General features: G+C 41.3%; 23 protein-coding genes. 15 read left to right on the forward strand and 8 right to left on the reverse strand.

All coding sequences use genetic code 11. The features are described 5' to 3' along the window. The coding region (locus D6774_03700) for a hypothetical protein (GenBank protein ID RME77615.1) at positions 1-1,015 on the forward strand (1,015 nt) is incomplete at its 5' end. Here the strand turns inward: D6774_03700 and D6774_03705 are convergent. From D6774_03705 to D6774_03715, 3 genes are all read right to left on the reverse strand, one after another. Beyond that, complete coding sequence (locus tag D6774_03705; GenBank protein ID RME77616.1) at positions 980-1,852, reverse strand: hypothetical protein; 873 nt, start codon at positions 1,850-1,852, stop codon at positions 980-982. The two genes, D6774_03700 and D6774_03705, sit on opposite strands and share 36 nt — an antisense overlap. Positions 1,853-1,925: 73 nt before the next feature. Further along, positions 1,926-2,186: a hypothetical protein gene (locus D6774_03710; GenBank protein RME77617.1), complete on the reverse strand. Its 261-nt coding sequence runs from the start codon at positions 2,184-2,186 to the stop codon at positions 1,926-1,928. 6 nt (positions 2,187-2,192) lie between these two features. Further along, complete coding sequence (locus D6774_03715; protein RME77618.1) at positions 2,193-4,058, reverse strand: hypothetical protein; 1,866 nt, start codon at positions 4,056-4,058, stop codon at positions 2,193-2,195. Positions 4,059-4,157: 99 nt separating this feature from the next. On the opposite strand from D6774_03715, the gene D6774_03720 reads away from it, so the two are divergent. After that, positions 4,158-5,039, forward strand: coding sequence for a hypothetical protein (locus D6774_03720; GenBank protein ID RME77619.1), 882 nt, complete (start codon positions 4,158-4,160; stop codon positions 5,037-5,039). 43 nt (positions 5,040-5,082) lie between these two features. On the opposite strand, the gene D6774_03725 is transcribed toward D6774_03720, so the two are convergent. Next, positions 5,083-5,262, reverse strand: coding sequence for a hypothetical protein (locus D6774_03725; protein RME77620.1), 180 nt, complete (start codon positions 5,260-5,262; stop codon positions 5,083-5,085). Between the two features lie 30 nt (positions 5,263-5,292). Here D6774_03725 and D6774_03730 point away from each other — a divergent pair, with 30 nt between their 5' ends. From D6774_03730 to D6774_03770, 9 genes are all read left to right on the forward strand, one after another. Then, on the forward strand, positions 5,293-6,015 hold the full coding sequence (locus D6774_03730; protein ID RME77621.1) for a Bax inhibitor-1/YccA family protein: 723 nt from the start codon (positions 5,293-5,295) through the stop codon (positions 6,013-6,015). Positions 6,016-6,147: 132 nt separating this feature from the next. Further along, positions 6,148-7,467, forward strand: a complete 1,320-nt coding sequence (locus D6774_03735; protein ID RME77622.1) for an MgtC/SapB family protein — start codon at positions 6,148-6,150, stop codon at positions 7,465-7,467. A 44-nt stretch (positions 7,468-7,511) separates the two neighbouring features. After that, positions 7,512-8,876 (forward strand): U32 family peptidase, encoded by a 1,365-nt coding sequence (locus D6774_03740; GenBank protein RME77623.1) that lies wholly within the window; start codon positions 7,512-7,514, stop codon positions 8,874-8,876. Continuing rightward, positions 8,842-9,423, forward strand: coding sequence for a peroxiredoxin (locus D6774_03745; GenBank protein ID RME77624.1), 582 nt, complete (start codon positions 8,842-8,844; stop codon positions 9,421-9,423). Before D6774_03740 ends, D6774_03745 begins: the two co-directional genes overlap by 35 nt. Before the next feature lie 122 nt (positions 9,424-9,545). Further along, positions 9,546-10,100, forward strand: coding sequence for an iron-sulfur cluster assembly accessory protein (locus tag D6774_03750; protein RME77625.1), 555 nt, complete (start codon positions 9,546-9,548; stop codon positions 10,098-10,100). Continuing rightward, a complete protein-coding gene (locus D6774_03755) occupies positions 10,097-10,351 on the forward strand; it encodes a ferredoxin (protein RME77626.1) in 255 nt (84 codons plus the stop codon). The genes D6774_03750 and D6774_03755 overlap by 4 nt, the downstream gene beginning before the upstream one ends. A 117-nt stretch (positions 10,352-10,468) precedes the next feature. Next, positions 10,469-10,840 carry a hypothetical protein gene (locus tag D6774_03760; GenBank protein ID RME77627.1) on the forward strand — a complete coding sequence of 124 codons (372 nt, stop codon included), beginning with the start codon at positions 10,469-10,471 and terminating at the stop codon, positions 10,838-10,840. Then, positions 10,821-11,354: a hypothetical protein gene (locus tag D6774_03765; GenBank protein RME77628.1), complete on the forward strand. Its 534-nt coding sequence runs from the start codon at positions 10,821-10,823 to the stop codon at positions 11,352-11,354. Before D6774_03760 ends, D6774_03765 begins: the two co-directional genes overlap by 20 nt. A 37-nt stretch (positions 11,355-11,391) precedes the next feature. Continuing rightward, complete coding sequence (locus tag D6774_03770) at positions 11,392-11,856, forward strand: hypothetical protein (GenBank protein RME77629.1); 465 nt, start codon at positions 11,392-11,394, stop codon at positions 11,854-11,856. Here D6774_03770 and D6774_03775 read toward each other — a convergent pair. Continuing rightward, positions 11,824-12,225 (reverse strand): divergent PAP2 family protein, encoded by a 402-nt coding sequence (locus tag D6774_03775; GenBank protein ID RME77630.1) that lies wholly within the window; start codon positions 12,223-12,225, stop codon positions 11,824-11,826. The two genes, D6774_03770 and D6774_03775, sit on opposite strands and share 33 nt — an antisense overlap. Then, positions 12,222-12,935 (reverse strand): hypothetical protein, encoded by a 714-nt coding sequence (locus tag D6774_03780; protein ID RME77631.1) that lies wholly within the window; start codon positions 12,933-12,935, stop codon positions 12,222-12,224. Before D6774_03780 ends, D6774_03775 begins: the two co-directional genes overlap by 4 nt. Before the next feature lie 113 nt (positions 12,936-13,048). Here D6774_03780 and D6774_03785 point away from each other — a divergent pair, with 113 nt between their 5' ends. Then, complete coding sequence (locus tag D6774_03785; protein RME77632.1) at positions 13,049-13,996, forward strand: hypothetical protein; 948 nt, start codon at positions 13,049-13,051, stop codon at positions 13,994-13,996. Positions 13,997-14,069: 73 nt separating this feature from the next. On the opposite strand, the gene D6774_03790 is transcribed toward D6774_03785, so the two are convergent. Beyond that, positions 14,070-14,561, reverse strand: a complete 492-nt coding sequence (locus tag D6774_03790) for a hypothetical protein (GenBank protein ID RME77633.1) — start codon at positions 14,559-14,561, stop codon at positions 14,070-14,072. Between D6774_03790 and D6774_03795 the strand changes: the two genes are divergently transcribed. The 3 genes from D6774_03795 to D6774_03805 all read left to right on the forward strand — a co-directional run bounded on the left by D6774_03795 (position 14,438) and on the right by D6774_03805 (position 18,426). Continuing rightward, positions 14,438-15,151: a hypothetical protein gene (locus tag D6774_03795; GenBank protein RME77634.1), complete on the forward strand. Its 714-nt coding sequence runs from the start codon at positions 14,438-14,440 to the stop codon at positions 15,149-15,151. The genes D6774_03790 and D6774_03795 overlap by 124 nt on opposite strands. A 76-nt stretch (positions 15,152-15,227) precedes the next feature. After that, positions 15,228-15,953: a hypothetical protein gene (locus D6774_03800; GenBank protein ID RME77635.1), complete on the forward strand. Its 726-nt coding sequence runs from the start codon at positions 15,228-15,230 to the stop codon at positions 15,951-15,953. Between the two features lie 244 nt (positions 15,954-16,197). Next, positions 16,198-18,426 (forward strand): DEAD/DEAH box helicase, encoded by a 2,229-nt coding sequence (locus D6774_03805; GenBank protein RME77636.1) that lies wholly within the window; start codon positions 16,198-16,200, stop codon positions 18,424-18,426. Here the strand turns inward: D6774_03805 and D6774_03810 are convergent. Continuing rightward, complete coding sequence (locus D6774_03810) at positions 18,396-18,779, reverse strand: toprim domain-containing protein (GenBank protein RME77637.1); 384 nt, start codon at positions 18,777-18,779, stop codon at positions 18,396-18,398. The two genes, D6774_03805 and D6774_03810, sit on opposite strands and share 31 nt — an antisense overlap. Positions 18,780-19,021 lie beyond the last annotated feature (242 nt).

The raw sequence follows: 19,021 nt of genomic DNA on the forward strand, positions 1-19,021 counted from the left end.
TCCTCCCTCTACGACAATCGTTCGTGAATGGGAGTTAAAGGCAATTCGCGAAGAGGAAACCACCCTTAGCGAAAAGCTTCGCAAGGCGCTCAAAGAAGCAGGACTTTCTGACGATATCATTGATGCTGGTCTTGATTTCTGGGTGTTGCTCAAGAACATTGAAGCAAGGAAACGCGTGAGTGCAAATATTACCTATTGTGGAGAAGGAAAAGACAATGGTTTTTACCACATTAAGCTTTCACGCAATTCTCAAAAGGCATTTCGTGAACAATGGGCGACGTATGTTCTTTCGCGTCATTTTGACTTTGTACCAAGAACGCAAATGAGTTGTCCTCTTCGCGTAGGTTATCACTTTCTTACTTCTCAGCACGACGTTGGACAGAACGAAGTGAAGGATGTTCATTACTGGATGCGCACCCTGGCAACGTTCCACCGTAGAGCAGAGGACATTTTGTATGAAGAAGATCCTGGTTTTATTCTTCCAAACCTCTTCGAAAACTTAAATCTTCTTGTTGACAAATACGCAGAAAAATGTGGTCGGCTTGGTTTGGAGTGGTTTGATAAAGAACTTTTTTCGTATGCGCTTAACTATCTTGCTCATAGTCCTCTTCAGAAATGCATCCATCATGACGTAAAAAAAGACAACAGAGTAGGTAAGTATCTTGTTGATCTAGAAAATATCTGTATTGGGCATGTTGGCATTGACCTCTCACTGGTTTTACTACAGGAAAACATTTCCCGAGATGAGTGGGATTGTTTTCTTAAAGATTATGCACACACGTATCTTGGTGCAGATAACGTAAGCGATCATTATCCCTCTCTTTCAACGATGGAAGATTACCTCGCCGAGTTGCATGCTAGCACGAGATGGGGGGCTGTGTACAGTGCCACCCGCGAAGTTGCAGGTATTGCACAGCGTATGCAAGAAATGCCACAGAGTTCTGAGAGAAACAAAATGGAAGAAGAATTAGATACTCTTCTAGGTTTTCTGAAGAGTGGTGCTTATCACGCGTGAGGCGAGCTGAAGGAGTCTTTCCTCAAGGATATAGTAAAATCCCACTTCTACAGGATATTTTTTTGCGTATGTTTTTCGTTGCATTCTTTTATTATCTTTCTCGCGAATACGCTGGAGAGTATCATAGACTTCCATGCTTTTCTCACTATCTTTTTTGAGGTAGGCTGTATACAGGTTATCGAAATGGGGGAAAAGTGTTGAAACAAGTGAACAAGTCTTGTGTTGGATGACTCTTGCAAGTTCTGTTGTGATTTTTTCTAAGGTGGTAACAATGTCATAGTAATCATACGTAACATCCCCTCCGTGCTTTGTTGTATGGATCAGGCGCAGGCAGTGGTCGCGTACTTTTCGTGTGTTGATTTTATAGGCATTTCCTTCTTCTGTGTCAATTGTCGAAAGATGGGAAAAGAGATAGTGGACCGTGTGAAATAGTTTTGTGATGAGTTGTTCTGTTTCTTGAGGGTCTTGTGTAAGAAATGAGTGTATGACAACTTGGCGCGGTGTTTGAGAGATGATCTCAAGGCCGGTAAATGTCGAGATAAGAGTAGCAAGATCGGCATGAGGAGCTTCTTCAGGAAACGTGAGTGTTATTTGCGTGTATCCCGCTTTGTAAAGCGAGGCAACAATTGTTCTTATCTTCTGAAGAGAGGGGGTGTGTGTGAAGAGTATCTCTTTGCTTTTTTCTTTCTTTCTAAACGTGGAGGTTATGAAAAGGGCATCTCGCTCTTCCTCGAGGTAAACACTATCCCCTGCCTTGAGATTATGTTTTCTCACCCAGTCAATGGGCAGAGAAATAGTTGCCCCTCCTTTTCCTTGGGGTATGATTTTTCGTTGCACTCAGTACGCTGAAAGATTCAAAAATATAAATCTTTGTTTTTTTATATTAATTCATCTTTCTTGTATACGGAACTTATTCACCTATTTTTTTTCGTAGACTTGTAGGGTCATATCCAAGCGCAGCGCACGCATCTGAGAAGGTGAGAACGTACTCCAGTCCCTCGGGTGGGTTGTTGTTGACCCATCTGCGTGCATTATCAGAAAGAAGAGGATCATAACTCTTCAGATCATTTAGTGCGCCTGCGATGAGGGCGGCATATAATTTCTTGATGCCTCTTATGTCCGTATAGTTGGTCTCATCGTTTTGTTCTATTTTATATGCGGGCAAATTCATTTTTTATCATCCTCCAGTACATTCCTTTTGAGAACATATCAGTTCTCTTAGTTTGTCTTTTTGAGCTCCTGTTTTTTGTGAAATATAGTCTAGCACTTCTTCTTTTCCTTGTTCATCACAACCCTCTTCGAAAAGGGTGTATGCAAAGGGGAAGTCATAGGTGTGCATGATTTTTTGGCGTATGCTTCTCTTCTCTTCAGGGGTTCCTTTTTGGTAAAAAACAGGGTATGCTTTGTCAACTCGCGTAAGGAGATCGCGTTGGAGTAAAAAGCGCAGTGCGAGATAGTCCTCATGGGCAATCGCGACAGACTCAAATACCTTTAATTCTTCTGAAGGGGAATTCATTGCGTTTTCGCAGAATGTTCGTTCAATTTCCCCATACATGATTTCGCGTGAAATGTTAACCCCCTCTTCATCACCGAGGAGGTGACAGTATTTGTATGCGTGAAGAGGGTTTTTCTGTACGTAGTGTTGACGTGTCGAAGACATTCCCTCTTCGTCGTGTGAAAGTGCAAAGGCGCAATAGGCTGTGCAAGGATCTCTTTTGCTTATTGATCTCCCAAACCTTTTGAGAGGTTCTGGATCGTGTGTGATATTGAAAAGGGAGCTAAGAGCAACAAATGCATCAGGATAGCGTTCTCTTTTTTCTGCTAGATGGACCAGTTGTTCAAGACCTTCGCAGTCATTAAACTTGGAAAGGATGTCTGCGATCAAAGGAGTGTTAATGGGAGCTTCTTCGTATTGTTCATTTGTTGCAATACTCTCAATATATTTTCTTACAACATCAAGAAGATGTTTACCATCATCAATATCTTCAAGGAGCATTCTTGTTCTTGTAACTTCGCCTTGAGAGAGATACTGTAGAGCTTGGTGTGTGAGTGCCTCAATATCTTTTGCTTCTTTTAGGATGTGTTCTGCGTGGAATGTGTCCTGTTCAAGGAGTTCTCTTCCCAGAGGGCAGGGTCCTCCTTCAACACCTATTTTTTCAAGTATTCTCTCGTAAAGATCTGTATGTGTGTGTTGAATGTGGTGAGCAAGTGTTCGCAAGCCCTTAACATCCCCACTTTTTTCAAGACCGGCTATAGCTAGTTCATAATGTTCGTCGAGATCTCCATGTGTTCTGATGTTGAATGCTGAAGGTGCAAAACATCTTCCAACCATATAATTTAGGTCTCTTCTTAGTGCCTTATTTTCAACGAGGTTTAGCTTAGTTGGCATGGGTGCTTTACTTGTGATATAGCACATAACCTCATACAGTCCTTGGTTGTTTTCTGTCTCAACGAAGGCGCGAATGGCATTGCTAAGGAGGGTTGCTTCAAGACGGAAGAGGGTATGTATATGTTCGGTTTGTTGTAGTTCGATCAGCCTTGCCAGATTTTCCTCTCCGAAAATGTTCTTATACTCGCAAGGCACGCGCGCATCAAAAATGAACTGGCCTCCAAAGGCTGTGCCTATGGGATCTTTAACAATACCGCGCATAAGTCTTCGAATGGTATTCTCATTTTGTTGATCTTCCTGCAGAAGCGGTTGGAGAAGTGAGAGAGGGTCACTTTGTTCAAAAACAAGTTCTTCTACGTCTTCATCTCGCTCGGAGGGGTTTTTAAGTGTGTGGCGTAGGAACGAAGCGCCAAACGAACTGTTTTGTTCAAGGGCTTTGCTGATAATTGTCTTCCTTTCTTCTTTGTCTTGAGCATGCTGATATGCGAACAAAGGGGATCGTTCTTGCAATATTGTTTTGTAGGATGTGGCTATTTCAGGAAAAACGCTCTCAACACGGTGGGGTGGGATGTGCAATTGGGAGAGTATGCATTCTAGATCTCGTCCCCTCCACTTCTGTTCGGAGTTTTCATTGCTTTTTACTTTGCGTTCCATGGAGTTCTATCAGCCGAACTGACTGTTATATTTTCATCATATTATTAATATTAATAATATGAAAAAAGAAGTTATGGTGATGTAACATTCAGATGAGGTATGAAGAGAAAAATAATTACTGGACTTGCAACGCTCCTTATGGGGGCGACACCACTCTACGCACAGGAGATGGCCGAGAAAGAATGCGCCCTCTCATATACGTCGCAAAAAGCGCTTGCGCATGTTGAACTGGATTACTCCGTAGAAGAATACATAAAAAATCTCTTTTGCCTTATTGACAAAGCAGAAACGGCTGTCGCAAACACCTTTACGCAGAACAGACAGCAAGACGCACCGCAAAATCTTGTTTCAAAACTCACTCCGCTCATTGAAGAGCTGTACTCCCACCTCGAAAGAGCGGCCCCCAATAAAGAAAGTGAGGAGATTTCTAAAGTTCCCGCAATAACTAAGGCATTAAGAGAAAGAGAGTGTGTAAGCAGAAGATACTGTACAACCGAATCTTTTGAGGATGATAGAATCAGGTTGTTCACTTACCACCCCTTCAGACTTTATTTTGAGCATTCAAAGGGCAGAATGTCCTTGTTTAAGGATGGCGAAGAGTCCTATTGGCTCATGGTGTGGAAAGGTGACCCTGTTCAAAAGAAGATAGCCGAAACCATGTTTGTTTCATCCACAGCAGAAGATGGACGTCTTATAACAAGAATTGAAGGGGATGAAAACAATGATGCAATGTGGGATTACTCAGGAGCAATGCGCGCATGGACGCAAGGAGGACATTCCTACTTTGAAGCGGATCTTGACGCAAACAATGACGGAATACCTGATTCTCGCACTGTGACCGTTGATTTTCCAGGGGGAACGACGCGTGAACTCTATTTTGGAAATAAACTCCAAGAGCGTACAACAACACACTATTCAGTTGAGAACAACACAGTCGAGAACAACCTGCCACAAAAAGGAAAGGACGTAAGGACAAAGTAGCTTAGCGATGCTGTGAAATGAAAGGTGATTAGAGATTTGGTTCTCAGTACCGAAAAGGTGTGATGACAATCACAAGAGTTATAATCGCCATCAGCAGCTTCTTTCCAGAACCAAGCACCTCAACACGCAGTTTAATTTTTTTTGTAGGGTGCCTGCAAGTCCGCCCCAACTCCTCTTGGCTCTTCTTAGCATCTTCCCAAAACGAAGGATGAAAACATACCATTTTTTAAATCCCTTTACCTATGATTATCTTATGAGAACGTCAAATCCCGCACTTAACGAGAAAGCATTTGCAGTGCCCTTATCAGGTCATAAGGCAATGACTGTTGATGGTGCAATCAATAAATCTTTCATCTTGATTGCGCTTACCGTCTTCACGTTTTTGCTGTCATGGGATTTTGCTCTTGCAAACCCGAACGCATTGGGTTTTGTTCTCATCGGTGGCTTGGCTGCGTTTATCGTGGCACTTATTACTATTTTCAAACAGGAGTGGTCGCCAGTTACTGCGCCTATCTACGCACTTCTTGAAGGCGCGTTGCTCGGATCCATTTCTGCTGTGTTCGAAGCTATTTACCCGGGTATTGTGTTTCAAGCAGTGGGACTTACGCTTGCTGTGTTTTTGAGCATGCTTTTTGTGTATAAGCAGAAGATCATCAAAGTAACAGATAATTTTAGGAGAGGTTTGCTTATTGCAACCTTTGGTATTGTGGTTTTTTACCTTGTCGCGTTGGTACTAAGTTTCTTCTCTATTAGCCTTCCTGTGTTTGAATCTGGAGCGGTGGGTATTGCGTTTAGCCTTATTGTCGTAGCTATCGCAGCACTCAACTTGCTTCTTGATTTTGATTTTATTGAGAAAGCAGCACATAGAGCTCCGCAGTACATGGAGTGGTATGCAGGTTTCGGTCTTCTTGTAACTCTGATTTGGTTGTACCTTGAAATTTTAAGACTTCTTGCAAAGCTTCGCGATAACAGGTAGGGCGGCGTTGCAGGTTTTTTTTTTTTTTTTTCCCCCTTTTTTTGGTTGAGTGTGAATTAAGCAAGTATCTTGTATACATAAACCCGCAAGTAATCAATAAGAATATAAGTTCAAGCATGCTGTTCTTTGTTTATGTTTGAAGAGCATTTATTTGAAATGTTGATCGCGCTTGCAATTGGGGCGATGATTGGCCTTGAGAGGGAGATTGAAATTCAGCAAAAGCGAATTAAGGATACGGTCGGCGTTCGCACGTTTATGCTGATTGCTCTACTAGGATCTCTTACCGCTCTTCTTGTAGACTTTCATCAGTGGATGTTCGCAGCTGCTTTCATAGTGCTCTCTTTGTTTATTCTGGTACATTACCTACTCGCAGGACTCTCAGAGAGAAAAAGAGAGATGACAACGGAGTTCACGGCAATCCTCACCTTTATCTTAGCTGCTGTTGCAATTGAGGGGTACGCGCAATTCGCAGTTCTTTTCGCCATTCTCATTCTCGTCATACTTACGCTTAAACGACCCTTGCATACGTTTGCAAGAAATGTGTTAGCATCAGAATTACAAGCAGCAATAAAATTTGCAGTAATCACGCTTGTCGTTCTCCCTTTTCTTCCAAACGTGGATTTTGCCCCTACTGATAGCAGTGCAATCGCTTCAGTTTCAAAAGCTATTTCTCCTCAATTCTTCACTGTGCTAAGCCAGCTTGACGTATTTAACCCGTATAAGATATGGCTCATGGTGGTGTTCATCTCAGGTCTTTCCTTTATTGGTTATATTCTTGTTAAGACGGTAGGAGCAGGAAAGGGTATTGGTATCACCGCTCTTCTTGGGGGTATGGTGTCAAGCACTGCGGTAACATCAAGCATGGCGCTTGAATCAAAACGAGTAAAGGGCATCTCTCTTGCAGCTGCAGTTGGAGTGCTCATTGCATGTTCTGTGATGTTTGTGCGAGTACTTGTTGAATTGCTTGTGGTTAATCCTTCTCTTCTTTCTCTTGCCGCACTTCCTTTATTTGCGATGACGCTAAGTGGTTTTTTAGGAGCATATTATTTCTATCATAAACAGAGATCAAAACATAAACATAAGCATGAAGTCTCTTTTTCAACACCGTTTGCACTTGGACCTGCGCTTAAATTCGCGCTTTTCTTCGGATTCGTGCTTATCCTCTCTAAATTAGGTCAGTTGTTTTTCGGATCAAAAGGGGTCCTTGCAGCAAGTCTTGTAGCGGGTTTTGCAGATGTCGATGCAATCACACTTTCTCTTGCAAATCTCGCAGCAACAGGGGATATTTCATCAACCGTTGCGGTAACGGGTATTGTTCTTGCAACAATGACAAATACCGCAGTCAAAGCGGGAATTGCCTACCTCTTTGGAGAATCATTGTTTTCAAGAAGAGTTGTAGTAGCACTTAGCACTACCGTGGTTATAGGCATACTTGCACTTCTCGTTTTTTAAAACCCTGCGTTACGCTTATAAGAAGGGTCTTTGAGAGTGGTATTATGGTTGAATTACTTTCACCTGTTGGGGACTGGGAAACACTTGCAGCAGCACTACAAGCAGGAGCTGACGCAATTTATTTTGGCATAAAAGGACTTAACATGCGTTCAGGCTCAGCAAGAAACTTTGACATCACAGATCTCAAAGAAGTTGCAAAACGCTGCCATGAAAAGAACGTAAAATGCTATCTTACACTTAACACGCTTGTGTATAATCATGAACTTGAAAGGGTGGATAAAATTCTTGATGCCATTAAACAGGCAGGTGTTAATGCCATTATTGTAACGGATTTCGGAGTTATTCAAAAAGCAAGGGAAAAAGGAATCGAATGTCACATATCCACACAAGCATCTATTGCAAATATTGATGCTGCAAAATTCTATGCTCAATTTTCACCTCGTCTTGTTCTCGCACGAGAAGTAACGCTTGCCCAGACAAAAAAAATGAAAGAAGAACTCAAGGAGCAAGGAATTAACGTTGAGTTTGAGGTTTTTGTTCACGGAGCATTATGTGTTGCGGAGTCGGGCCGTTGTTTCATGTCACAATTTCACAATCGCATATCTGCAAATAGAGGGCAGTGCTTACAAGAGTGCAGAAAAGAATATCGCATAACAGATGTGGAGGATCCTCGAAGAGAATTCATTCTAGACAACCAATTCGTCATGAGTCCAAAGGATCTTTGCGCACTACCTATCCTCGATAAACTTGTTCTTGCAGGAATTGACGTGTTCAAAATAGAAGGACGCGCAAAAGGACCTGAATACGTGTTTAAAGTAACCAAAGTATACAAAGAAGCGTTGCAGGCAATAGAGCAAGGATCATTTACCAAAGAAAAAGTTGCGCAGTGGCTTGAAGAATTAACAACAGTATATAATCGGGGTTTTACAACGAACTTTTTATTAGGAACTCCCACAAATGATAGTTGGGCGGGAATTTATGGATCCAAAGCTACAACATCAAAGCAGCGTTTAGGGAAAATTTTGAACTACTATGCTAAAAAGGGAATTGCAGAGGCAGTACTTGAAGATGTCACTCTTAGCGTTGGAGACACTATTGCAGTTACTGGTCCCACAACGGGATACGTTGAAACAACGGTGAAGAGTTTGCACGATGAGAATGGCGAAACAACAACTGCAAAGAAAACAATTGTTTCCTTTCCTATCGCGTGTAAGGTGCGAAAAAATGATAGTCTTTATAAGATAGTGAAGAGGGATCGTTCAAAAGCAGAAGAAATTATTGATTCGTATGAGGTTCACGAACCTTTTAAAACAACTCCGAGAGGAAAACCTCTTCGGGGCGTTTCACCAGGAACAATAATGGAGGATGAAGAAAATGGAAGAAAAAATTTGCCAACCAGAAATAAATAAACCTGCACCCACGTTTACAGCTCAAGCATATCATGAGGACACTGTTAAAGAAATATCTCTTGAAGATTACAGGGGTAAGTGGGTTGTTCTCCTCTTCTACCCTGCAGATTTTACGTTTGTCTGCCCAACAGAACTTGGAGCATTTGCTGATGCTTATGATCAATTCCAAAAGGAGGGGGCTGAAATTCTCTCTGTTTCAACAGATACTGTTTTTGTGCATAAAGCATGGCACGATAACTCTCCTACCATTAAGAAGATAAGATTCCCCATGCTTGCTGATCCAACAGGTAAAATTTGCAAAGCGTATGGAACATACATTAACGAAGAAGGCCTCTCCTTGCGAGGGACATTCTTAATTGATCCCGATGGCATTCTCAAAGCATATGAGATCCATGATAACAGCATTGGAAGATCAAGTGAAGAGTTTTTGAGAAAGATTCAAGCAGCTAAATTCACCCGTGAACACGGAGGTGAGGTGTGTCCTGTAAATTGGAAGCCTGGTGAAAAAACGCTTAAACCGGGGCTCGATCTTGTGGGAAAGATTTAATTCAGAGCTATTTAATTCAGGGCTTATTAGACCAACACAAATTCCCGCAAGGTACAAGAAGCAAAGTCTTCACTTTGTGAAGGGGGTATGTTTAAATACCTCTTCACGTCTTTTACACTACGATGGAACAGATTATAACGCCTGACATGACCATAGGAGATGTTGTTGGAAAGTATCCTCAAGTAGTAGACACTTTTCTCAAATATGGTCTTCACTGTGTTGGATGTCACGTAAACGCGTTTGAAACACTTGAACAAGGGGCGCAAACACATGGCATGCCTCAAGAAGTGTTTGAACGCATGCTTAAAGAAGTTAATGAAGTTGCAGCAAAACCGATTGAAGAAATTCGCGGCGTAGTGGAACTTACTCCCGCAGCACAAGAAAAAATCAAGCAGATGAGAGAAAAACAAGGAAACGCATCTTACCATTTTCGCATTGAGGTTGTCCCATCTGGTTGCTCGGGCCTTTCTTACAATTTCTTTTTTGATGATACTATTTCTTCAGACGATGAGGTTATTGAGTATGATGGTCTCAAAGTTCTTGTGGACAAAGAATCTGTACCCTTCCTTAAGGGCTCGCGCATTGATTACATAGATTCTTTGCAAGGTGCAGGGCTCAAGGTAGATAATCCAAATGCAAGAGGGGGCTGCGGTTGCGGTTCAAGTTTTAGCGTATGACCAAGACTAAACTTGTTGTGGAGCATAATCGTCCTGATTGTATTGGTTGCGGTGCTTGCGCTGCAATTTTCCCTCAATTTTGGCGAATGGCTCGTGACGGAAAAGCCGATGTTATTGATTCAACGCTTAGAGAGGATGGTTGGGAGATCAAAGAGTTTAGCGAAGAAGAGTTCGAGTTAAACATGGAATGCGCTCAGAGCTGCCCAGTCAATGTTATCCACATCAAAAAAGATGGAAAACAGCTTATCTGATTATCCACAAGACGATTTAAAATTCTCGCGCGGGGTGAAACGTTCTAAAGAACAAGAGGCAGGAGATAAACAGACCATTAAGAATATTTATAAATAAAAATTCCTACCCGTCCTACCATGAACATTTTCAAAACATATGTTTGTGCACAGTGCAGGACAAAAGTGCCCAAAGAGCGAATCAAGTTTGATCTCTCCGGCATTGATCTTGTGTGCGATGTGTGTTTTGCAAAGAAATTCGGTCTTGAGAAGCAAAGACGCAAGGGAATTTCTCAAACCCCTAGCATTATCGAAGAGAGGCGACTTCTCAAAAGAATCCAAGAAGATAGTATCAATTACCAATGCGCTCAATGCAAATATAAATTTTCTAGGAAGAAGAGTTTTCGCGTGTCTTGTTGTCCTTATTGTTCAGGAAGTCGCGTAGTTGAAGTGTTTTCAGGAAAAGCTCAAGAACTCTTGGAGTCAATTGACGATGAAACCTCTCTTTATTAGCATTCTTTTTCTTCTTGTTGCTTGTACGCCACATTCGTCTCATAACATCTATGATATTACTACAACTGATTTCGTAGAACAAAACCTCACTTCTAAACAACTAAGTGTTGAGAACATCACGTTGGGAATGTCCTTTGAAGAAGTCATCGCTGCACGAGGATACCCTCAAAAAATAGATGATTTAGGAAACGTAACGAACTATTACTATAAAGAAAATGAAACTCCTCTTTTTGTTGTTAATTTTGATAGGGGGGTTGTTCGTAGAATAACACTCTCTTCGCAGTATCCAAGACTGGTTGGAGAGTCTAAGTATGGGCGCTCAAAAGAAGAAGTGTACCAAGACTTCGGGATTGCAAATGAATTCATTGATCAAGGTCGCATCAGAAGGTTTATTTACAATCAAAAAGGGTATGAACTCTTCCTTAAAGGCTCTGAGCATATAGGATATAGCTTCTTTCCTCCCACAGATGAGCTGGGCGATCACAAAATAATCAATACGAGCAACACCATATGAACTTACCAGCAATTCCTATGAACGTGGGTGAAGTCCTATGACTCCACGCGAATACCTTCTTGAATGGCTTGAGGAATTCTTAAAACATAAAGATGTAATGCTACGCAGAATTGTTGAAATACAAAGAAAAGATGATCGGTTACTCGTTAAAGAAAAGGAGCGAACCATAACTTATGTGGTATGTTCTCAAGATGACCTTCTGGAAAAAGTACGCTCTTTTACTCCTTGCGATGCGTTTGGAATTGCACTGTACAACACAGCAGAAAATATTGAGACATTCATCAAGGTATTTGATGAGCTTGCAAAGTATAAACAGTTAATTGTGCACTTTATTAATCCATTTTCAGAAATGCAAAAGCGTTGGACAATTATCCCCCACACTCATGCTAAGATTGCAGACCCCCAAAGTTTTGAAATGGGTATTAAGAGCTTAGCAGAGGGTGTTGAGCAAATAACTAAAGAAGAACTGTTACAAATAATAGAGCAGAGTAACAATGAATAGTCCTAGGAGAACTCCTGCAAGTACTTGTCTTTTGGTATGTCCTGAAATAACGTGAATGCGTTCTTGCTTCTTTACATGTTTGTTTAGTACTCCTGCAAGGGTGTCAACGTTGTGTCGAACTCCTATTGCGTCACGTAGGACGAGGAGGGAGAAGACAAGTGAGATGAAGAACGGTGTTGAGTTGAATCCTTCAACAAGGCCTACGCTATAGGTCAGCGCAGTAACAATGCTTGCGTGACGAGAAGGCATGCCCCCGTCCATAAACACATTTTGAAGAGTGAATCTTCCTTGTTTTTTTGTGCGCAAGGCAATGTTAATGAATTGTGCTACGAGAAAGGTGAGTGTGATGCTTGTAAGAATGAAGTTCATTTGGCGTTTCTCCACAGGATTTCAAAATAATCCCTTAATGATTGTGCAATTGCAGATTCCCTTATAAGAATTGCTTTTGGTTCATCTTCCCAGACAACAATGGAGCACGTATTCTTGTAGATATAGAAGCTTGTTTTTCCCGCGGGTTTGTCCACGAAGCGAATCTGTGCAAGGGGGATTTTTTTAAGGTTGGGGTCACTACGGGCTGATTCAGAGATCAGCATGCGAATAGAAATCTTTTTCTGTTTTCTTGCTCTGTCAAAATGAGGAAAGTAGAATTTGAGAATATTGTTCACATCAATATCGTCTCCGAGGATAAGAATTTCTTGAGCTTCTTTGATTTGGTCATCAAAGACTGTTTTAAGTGCGGGTCTTCCTCGAAAGAAAAGTGTTTCTTTTTTTTCTTGTTCTCTTTGTTTGAGTTCGTTGAGTTTTGGGAGGAGTTCTTGTATGTGTTGTTCTTTTTCCTTGATGATTTCAAGCAGGCGTGAAGGGTCTGCTGCTTCAAAGTACTTGCGATTATTGGTTTTGATGTATGAGACAAGGCCTTTTTCAATGAGCCTTTCAATTGCGTCATAGACTGATCGTCGGTGTATTCCTGTGTTGCGTGAAATAGTTCCTGCAAGACTTGATCCTTGTTCAAGGAGAATAAAGTAGATCTTTGCTTCTGTTGTGGTAAGTCCTGCTTCCTCGAGAGCTTTAAGATCCATTGAAGGTGAGACGAAGAACTACTATTTAAAAGAGGTGTACGAAAACACCACACAATAAGTGGTGATTATGGTCACCACCATAATTCATTTAGGGGTGAAGTATTCGTAGGAACATGCAACAAAAAACATTTTTCGCACACAGACCCCAATCAAGTATCAGCAAATTACCTCTTGGTGTTGCTACGTCCAGTTTAGAACAGCTTGTTAATGAATTAGCCGAATTCCCAAAGGATTACAAAGCAATTTTTGAAGGATCCATCATCCCCCCACAGTTCTCTTGCGCAAATAAGTTCAAAAAGCATGCACGAACAGTACGCTTAAGACGCTACCGCTCAGACCAAGAAGCAAGACAAGATCAAAAAACTCCTGTGCTCCTACGTGAAGAAGCATTTAACGCAATTAAAGATCCCTTCTTTTGTGGATATAGCTATAAAGCAAGAGGTCTTGATCAAAGAACGGTTATTGTCTCTCTTGACCAATGCGTGGCAGGAGCACTACTCTACATTTACGATGCGCGACTAGGCAATCAAGACATCACCTTTTACGCGCAGAGCAAAAGGGTTGAAAGGGAGGGCTGTGACGTTGTGGTAAGCATACCTAGTAGGAGAAAAAAACACCCTCGTTACACCATATCATTTCACCAAGTACCTTTTTCAGATACGGAACAAAAGTATGCATTGTGGCAAAAGATGCGTTGGGATCACACCAATGAACATCAACGGTACCGTGAATTACGAAAAAAGTTTTCCTGGCAAAAGGAGTGCTCCACCTATATTCCCGCAACAGCACAGCCCATAGCAGCATACTTGAAAATCATCAATGCTGCGGTAAATGAACAGAAGAACATAGTTCCCTTGCAGATGAATCCCTTTGCCATTCCAACTCAGAGAACTGTTGATGTATACTTGAAAATGTACAACAATCTTCTCATTCGAGATGAGGGGGGATTAAGAAAACCCAATCAGGCAGAGTCTGAAATTATTCTTTGGGAACTTGTGCGTCAGCAGGGTCATGACAAAACATTCTATGCTAAAAAGAAACTTGTTGAGTACGAAGTGTAAACAAGAGTATCGTAAGATGGTATTGTAAAATGCGTAGAAGAAGTCGTAGTAAGTAAAAATAATTTAAGAAGCGTTATTCCATTTCTGGAGCGGGTGGCTGACTTGGCATGGCAGTTCGTGAGATAAGCATGATATCTCCAATTGCCTTGACAAGTTGGTGAGGAACAATTACTCCTTTTGCGGATCCAAGAACTTCTGAGAGGTAACTGTTTTTTGTTGCTTTGACTCTCCAACCGTACACTTTTGATCGAGTAAGTACTGCTTCTTCAATGTCTCCAAAGTATTCTCCATCTTCGGTGAAGACTTTCATGTTGTAAGAATCTGAAATGCGATGTAATTTTAGCATGGTGAAGACCTCCGTTTCTTTATGCAACAAGTGTGCAAGACGTTTATAAACCTTACCCTCAAGTGTTATAAACCCACGAGAGTCGTCACTGACCCATGAGACTAGTAGTGATTGGAACCTCGCATATTTCTCCTGAGTCTGTAAAACGTATTGAACAAACAATACGTGAGCAAGACGTCCAAGCAGTGGCAATTGAGCTTGATGCACAACGCCTTGCATCCTTGTTCAATCAAGAGACCAAAAGCGATTGGAGAATGATTCGCAAAGTAGGACTGCAGGGGTATATTTTCGCACTCATAGGCTCCTACGTGCAAAAAAAACTTGCAAAACATATAGGGATGCAGCCAGGAGATGATATGCGTGCAGCAGTAAGAGCAGCTCGTAAACAGCACATTCCTCTTGAGCTCATTGACCAACCAATATACATCACACTAAGAAGAATTTCTCAAGTGTTCACCTGGAGAGAAAAACTAAGAGTGTTCGCAGATGTAGTACGAGCAGCTCTTTTTCCTAAACGGGAGCTCAAAAAAAGAGGTCTTGAACAATTTGATCTTAAAAAAGTACCTTCAAAGGACGTTATCGCAAAACTCATCAAAGATCTACGAGAAAGATACCCTTCTCTTTACAAAGTACTTATTGAAGAGCGCAATCAATACATGGTACGCAAACTAAGGGAGATCGCACCCAAGTATGATGGCTTGGTAGTTGTAGTTGTAGGTGCAGGACATGAGGAAGGAATGCTTGAATTACTCAAACAACACACGAAAAAACAATCAAGCTCTCAACACTCGAAAATGCCTGAAAGATAAAAAAATACCTCACAATCCGTTGAAACTCACTCACAAAATCCCAAAACATAAAAACTCACATCGCTCTTCATAACTCATGCGCAGCGCAATGTATCTTTGGAAGAAGTATGGTAGATTCTCTCGCCAAGAAGTCATTGATCTTGCAGTGTCTACTGCGGTTATTACGTTTGTCTTCTGGTTCTCAGCTCTTGACGTTTCAACAGTCACTCTTAGCTCAGCAATAGAAGGAATCCTAAAATTCTTCGTTCTTGTTGGTGTTGCTTTTTTGGCGCACGAACTTGCACACAGAGCAGTTGCACTTTTTCTTGGTGTTCAAGCAACCTACAAGAAATGGACTGGTGGACTTATTGCAAGTATGTTAATTGCGTTTTTTACGGGAGTGGTGTTTATCGCACCAGGAGCGGTGCATTTCAAAGTCGTGGAACGCCTTCGCATAGGGCATTTTTTTCCAGGACTTAATCAAAGAGCAATTGCAGTAATAGCACTTGCAGGGCCTGCTGCGAATATGGCACTAGCAATTATTTTCAAAGCACTTTCAGGAATTGGCGCTCAAGACTTTTTCATGCAAGCAGTGTTCATTAACGTTCTCTTCGCTGTTTTTAACTTGTTGCCCATACCTCCGCTTGATGGGTCCAAGGTGTTTTTCGGCGCAAAATACCTCTACGTGTTCTCACTCGTATTTGCAATAGGTATGGGAATACTCCTCTTCTTCTCATCTGCGATTGTTTCACTCATTGCAGGCATTCTACTCGGAGCATATGCAACGTGGTACGTCTTTGCATCCATTGATAAGCAGTGGTAACTGGCGAAATGGTGACGGGTACGTTATACTCCAGTTTCATCATTCTTATTATCGTTACCCTTATATACGTGCAAATGTTTGAAGATTTCATGACTTCAAAGTACGTCCTACTCGCTATGTTTCTTCTGGTTGTACTCTTCGGCACATGGACGCAAATTTTCAATTTGTTTGAGTTTCTCAAAGAGCACTGGACACTGGACAGCGCTGCGTGAAGTTTTTAAACAATCCAAGCATCATTCACTAGGTGATAGTCTCCGACTCAAATAATAGTGACACGAAGGCAGTACTTAGAGGAATTGTTCCTCGTCTATATCAGCAAACAATTCTAAATACCACAACACTCAAAAACACGTTAGTTGTGTTACCAACAGGGTTGGGAAAAACGGTTATTGCGCTTCTCACACTCCTTAACAGACTTAAAAACTATCCGAACTCTAAAATACTCGTTCTCGCCCCCACAAGACCTCTTATTGATCAACACTTCAAATCATTTTCAGAACATTTATTCATTGATGCCGATCGGTTCGCATTACTTACCGGTGCGGTGAAGGCGCAAAAAAGAGAACAGAAATTTAAAGATGCGCAAATCATTTTTTCAACTCCTCAAGGAATTGAAAATGATTTGATTATGAATCGTATTTCTTTAAAGGATGTTTCTCTTGTTGTTTTTGATGAAGCTCATAGAGCAACAGGAAACTACGCGTACTCTTTTATCGCAGAGCATTACATGAACCAGGCATCAAACCCTAGAATTCTCGCACTTACAGCATCTCCAGGATCAAAAACCCAAGCGATACGAGAGGTTTGTGAAAATCTCTTCATAGAAGATATTGAGATGCGAAGCGATGATGATCCTGATGTCAAACCCTACATCCAAGAAGTCAAGGTAAACTACGTCTATGTAGACCTCCCTCCAGGGTTTAAGAAAGTACACAGTTTATTACAGGCAAGTTTTAAATCAAAAATCGCAGCGATTAGAGATGCGGGTTTCATAAAATCTGCGCAGTTGCTTTCGCGCACAGATCTTCTCAAAATACAAGCTCAACTCCGTGCCGAGATGAGTTCAGGAGTTACAAGTCCTGAATTGTTTAAAGCACTATCTCTTACCGCAGAAGCAATGAAAGTGCAACACGCATTGGAGCTTATAGAAACACAGGGAATAAGCGCAATTTACCTCTATCTTGAGAGCATTTACCAACAAGCGTCATCTACATCAACAAAAGCGGTGAAAAACCTTGCATGTGATGTCAATATAAAATCAGCACGCATACTCACACAACAACTCAAGGACAAAGGAGAAGAACATCCCAAACTTTTTGAAGTAACAAAACACATCTCCCATATTTTGCAAGGTGACCCTTGTGCAAAAATCATTCTGTTCAATCAGTTTCGCGACACTGCATCAACACTAACAAACTATCTAACGAGTAAGGGTATCAAGGCAGAACTTTTCGTAGGTCAAGCAAACAAGAGAGAAAAAGGACTTACGCAAAAAGAACAGCGACAAATGCTGCAATCATTCAGAGAAGGCGCATTTAACGTTCTTGTCGCAACAAGTGTCGCAGAAGAGGGTCTTGACATCCCTCGTGTGGATCATGTCTTGTTTTATGAGCCAATACCTTCCTCAATTCGCACCATACAAAGAAGGGGAAGAACGGGAAGAAATGAAAGAGGGGGGGTTACTGTTTTTGTAACAAAAGGAACGCGTGACGAAATCTACCGCTGGAGTGCACATCACAAAGAAAGACGTATGTACGCTGATCTTAAAGAAATAAAAAAAGAATTTGTGGGAAAAACCCGCTTACAAAAAACGCTCACTCTTCCTGAAGAAGAAATAAATATTTTTGCTGATCACCGAGAAAAAGGATCAACAGTCATCAAAGAGCTTATTCGCGAAGGAGTGAGTTGTAAAGTAGAACATCTTCACGTTGGAGATTTCGTTCTTTCAAAAAGAGTTTGTGTAGAGTATAAAACAGTAAAAGATTTTGTTGATTCTTTGATTGATGGCAGAATTTTTTCCCAGCTTAAAGCAATGAAAGAGCATTATGAGAGGCCAATACTCGTAGTTGAAGGCTCGCAGAACATCTACGCTCAACGTAACATTCATCCTAATGCGATTAGGGGTTTGATCGCTACAATCCTTGTTGATTTTGCAATTCCTCTTCTGCAAACAAAGGATCATAACGAGACTGCAGCAGTGCTCAAACAAATTGCAAAACGTGAGATGGATAGTGGTTTTAAATCGCAACAAGTTCACACAAATAAGTCAAAAGGATCCCTCAAGCAAGCACAAGAATACATAGTCTCAGCCCTTCCAAATGTGGGCCCTACCCTTGCACCAACCCTTCTCAAGAAATTTGGTTCGGTAAAAGCGGTGTTCAATGCAAGCGAAGATGAACTTAAGAACATCTCTCGCATAGGAGAGAAAAAAGCAAAGGAGATTCAACGACTTCTTAGCGAGAAGTATGAGTAGCGTTGTTTTTCAACATACCCTGCTAGTGTTTCTACCTGTCTCACATCGGTATTTTTGAAGAGCCATTCACGAAAATAGTTATCCACTTTTGCACCATTGCGAATGAGTGCATTGCGTAGTTTTGCATAGATCTTCTTCCCTTCTTTGTCAAGATCTACCAGGAGAATAACTTCTTCATGAGCAAATCGTTCCGCAAAAAGTTCAAGAGCGGTGTCAAGTTCATAGATAAGATGTGCAGAGACACCAAGCTGTTCAAGAGACTTCGCGTCGTTATGTCCTTCTACGATGATTTTTTTCCGGGTAGTTCGTAGCTTTTCAAGAAATAAGGCTAACTCATTTCGTGTTGTCTTCATGACGCAACGTAAAGAAGAGGTGCCGTTATTAAAAGAATGCGCTCTTCTTGAATTATGGGCGTTATGTTTATCATTTTTTGGGACGTTTTCAAGAGATTTCTTCCTATCTTGTGCTGCTTATGCGGAGGTATAGACAAGGACGTTCAAGAAGGATCTTACAATCGCTCTATTTAAACGATTTTCTAAACACTTCTTCTAAACACTTCTTCTAAACACTTCTTCTAAATACATCTTCTAAACAC

This window comes from Candidatus Woesearchaeota archaeon (assembly GCA_003695435.1).
In the GTDB taxonomy this organism is placed as follows: domain Archaea; phylum Nanobdellota; class Nanobdellia; order Woesearchaeales; family UBA11576; genus J101.